General features: G+C 69.5%; 3 protein-coding genes. 2 read left to right on the top strand and 1 reads right to left on the bottom strand.

The window, feature by feature from the left end; genetic code table 11:
* Together FVW27_RS12065 and FVW27_RS12060 are read left to right on the top strand one after the other, a co-directional pair.
* The coding region (locus FVW27_RS12065; protein WP_167125465.1) for a permease at positions 1-767 on the top strand (767 nt) is incomplete at its 5' end.
* Positions 764-1969 (top strand): hypothetical protein, encoded by a 1206-nt coding sequence (locus FVW27_RS12060; protein WP_167125464.1) that lies wholly within the window; start codon positions 764-766, stop codon positions 1967-1969. The genes FVW27_RS12065 and FVW27_RS12060, both read left to right, overlap by 4 nt.
* 184 nt (positions 1970-2153) lie before the next feature.
* On the opposite strand, the gene FVW27_RS12055 is transcribed toward FVW27_RS12060, so the two are convergent.
* On the bottom strand, positions 2154-2944 hold a 791-nt coding region (locus tag FVW27_RS12055), incomplete at its 5' end, for a (Fe-S)-binding protein (RefSeq protein ID WP_167125462.1).

Raw genomic sequence — 2944 nt, 5'->3', positions numbered from 1 at the left:
CCTGGGTGGCCTTTCGCGGCGACGTGCTGATGACCGGGCTGCGCGCGGCGGTGGTGGCCGCCACGGCGGTGGCGGTGGGCATTTCGGTGCGCCGCATGGCCGTGGGCGGAGCGCTGCGCACCCATGTGTCCGGCGGCCTGGATGCCTGCGGTTGCGGCTGCGGGCATGATCATAGCGAGTGCGGACACGAGCATGTCCATGCCGGATTCGTTGCCGGGCAAACCACCGGGCAGGCCCCGCTGCTGCCGCAGTTCAACGAGGTGCAGACCTCCATGGCGTCGGTGCCTGCCACGGCCTTTCCGGAGGGGGCTGCGGCGTCCTCCGCGCTTGCCCCGCCTGCCGCAGCCGCATCCCGCGCGGCGCAATTGCACGGGGTGGCCCGGCACATGACAGCCGACCTGCTGGACGCCTGCGCCTGGCTGCTGCCCGGCGCGCTGGCCGCCGCCGCGTTCCGCACCTTTACCCCGCCCGAGGCGCTGTTCCTGTTCATGGATACCCCGGCCCTTGCCATACCGGCCCTGATGGGGCTGGCCGTGCTGCTCAGCGTATGCTCCGAGGCCGACGCCTTCGTGGCCGCATCGTTCGTGGGCTTTCCCGCCTCGGCCCGGTTGGCCTTCGTGGCGCTGGGCCCCATGCTGGACCTGAAGCTGATGGCCATGTATGGCGCCGCCTTCCGGCGCGGGCTGGTGCTGCGGCTGGTGGTATTGCCCACCCTTTGCGTGTGGGCGGCGTGCATGCTGCTGGCCGGGGTGGGGGTGCTGGAATGAGTGCTGCCCGTCCCGCATTCCGCCTGCCCGCCGCCGCCGTCCTGGTCGATGTGGCCCTGCTGTGGGGCATTGCGCTGGTCATTGCCTGGCTGGGCTGGTCGGGCACCTATTCCATGTTTCTGAACCCGCGTTTTCTGTGGCTGACCCTGCTGACCGGCGCGGCGCTGGCCGTACTGGGCGCGGCGGTGCTGCTGCGCACCATGGCGGGAGTTCCGGCGTCTCTGCAGGCCCCGGGATCAGGGACCATCGCCCGTCCCGTGCCGTTGCGCCGGGCGGTGCTGCTGGGGCTGTTGCTGGGGGTGAGCCTGACCGCCACGGTGGACTGGTGGGGCGCGGGGGTGGCCCTGTCTGGTGGGGTGACGGCTTCGCCCGGCGTGGTGACGGGCAGGATTGGCGGCGGCACGGCGGATGCGTCGGCGACCGCGAGTCCGCCCCGTCAGGCTGCTCAGACCCGGTCCGTGCCCCTGGGAACCGCCGTGGGTCCGGACATGCATCCCGATGCCCGCTATGACGACCCGGATGCCTTTGCCGGGTCGTCCGATGGCTGGGAGGCCGCAGGCAAGCCCGGCTCCCGCCCCGGTCCGTTCGATGACGCGCCGGTCCCCGACGGTGGCGATGACGAACTTGGTCCGCGTGCCATCTACGCGGACAAGGACTACGTACGCATCAACCTGGCGGAATTGTTCCTGCTGGAACGGCGTAACAGGCCGGAGGAACTGGCCGGGCGCTACGTGTTCCGCGGCGCGGTGACCCGCCACCCCACCCTGGATGCCCAGGGCGCGGTGGCCGTGTTCCGGGTGAACCTGTACTGCTGCCTGGCCGATGCCACGGCGGGTGGCTTTGCGGTGCGGCCCGGCGTGCGGGAAGATGGCCGCCTTGCCAAGGGCAGCCCCACACGCCCCCCCCAGTCCGCTCCGGCTCCTGTCACCTCGCCGCCCGCACCGGGCGCTGCCCCCACGCTGCCGGTGCCCGCATCAAGCGGTGTGCTGGCCGCTCTGCGCGATGGCCAGTGGGTGGAAGTGTATGGTCGCCTGACCCGCGAAAAGTTGCCCGACAAGCTGGCCCGCCTTGCCCCGCGCGACGTGTTTGCGGGGTCGCTGAACCCCGGCTGGGTGTTCACGGCGGACGCTGTCCGGCTCATCCCGCCGCCCGGCGATCCGTTCATCTTCCAGTGGCGCGAGGCCGAACCCTACCTGTGGTAGGGGCGCGCCGTCCGCGCATCCCCATTCTGCCCCATCCACATTCTTTTCTTTGCTGACGCGCACATGACAAGACCGGGAGCGGCCCTGCGGCCACTCCCGGTCGTTTTGTTCATGCGTCGGCAGATGCGGAACGCACCGCGCCCGTCAGGCGAAGGCCAACGGGCGAAAAGACAATTTGAAGCCCTTACGCCGTCTTCGGCGTGGTCACCTCATCCACAAGGTACAGGATGTTGCGGTACGGAATCTTGCCGTGCAGCGAGAGGCCGATTTCGCAGGTGCGGCTGGTGGAGTAGCCTTCCTCGCAGATTTCCACCTGCCGCCGCAGTTCCTTCAGCGCGCCCGTGTTCAGTTCCGGGAAGCTGAAGCCACGGTCGCCCGCGAAGCCGCAGCAGAACACGTCTTCCGGCACCACCACCTGTTCGGCGCACAGTTCGGCCAGTTGCTTGAACTTGCCGGGCAGGCCCAGTTTCACCGCCGTGCAGGTGGAGTGGATGGCGATGGTGCGCTCCGCCTTGCGGAAGTCCAGCGCCTGCGTCAGGTGCTCCAGCGCGAATTCGATGGGTTCGTACAGCTTCAGGCGCTTATCCAGGGTTTCCTTCATGCGGTACAGGCAGGGGCTGGTGTCGCACAGTACCGGGATGGCCCCGTTGTCGCTGACCTTCAGCAGGGCCTCGGACAGTTCCTTGGCCTTCATGTCGGCCTGCGCCTTGAAGCCCTTGCTCTCGAAGGGCTGGCCGCAGCACAGGTCACCCAGCTTTTCCGGGAACAGCACGTGGTAGCCCGCCTTCAGCAGCAGGCCGATGGTCTTGGCGGGCAGCGGGTCGCGCTGCTCGTCGTCGCGGGCCGGGCCCATGGAGCGGGCGATGCAACTGGGGAAGTACACCACCTTGCGGTCGGACACCGGCCCGCGCGGGGCGTGCGCCGGGGCCGATGCGCCGGTGGGCATGGCCCGCGTCCACAGCGGGGCCTTTTTCA

This window comes from Nitratidesulfovibrio liaohensis, assembly GCF_011682075.1.
GTDB lineage: Bacteria > Desulfobacterota > Desulfovibrionia > Desulfovibrionales > Desulfovibrionaceae > Cupidesulfovibrio > Cupidesulfovibrio liaohensis.
The sequence above is the reverse complement of the archived record's forward strand: the minus strand, read 5'-3'. Positions and strand labels throughout refer to the sequence as shown.

Coding starts and splice junctions, on each gene's coding strand:
- FVW27_RS12060 (WP_167125464.1), top strand. CDS start 764: ATGAGTGCTGCCCGTCCCGCATTCCGCCTGCCCGCCGCCGCCGTCCTG.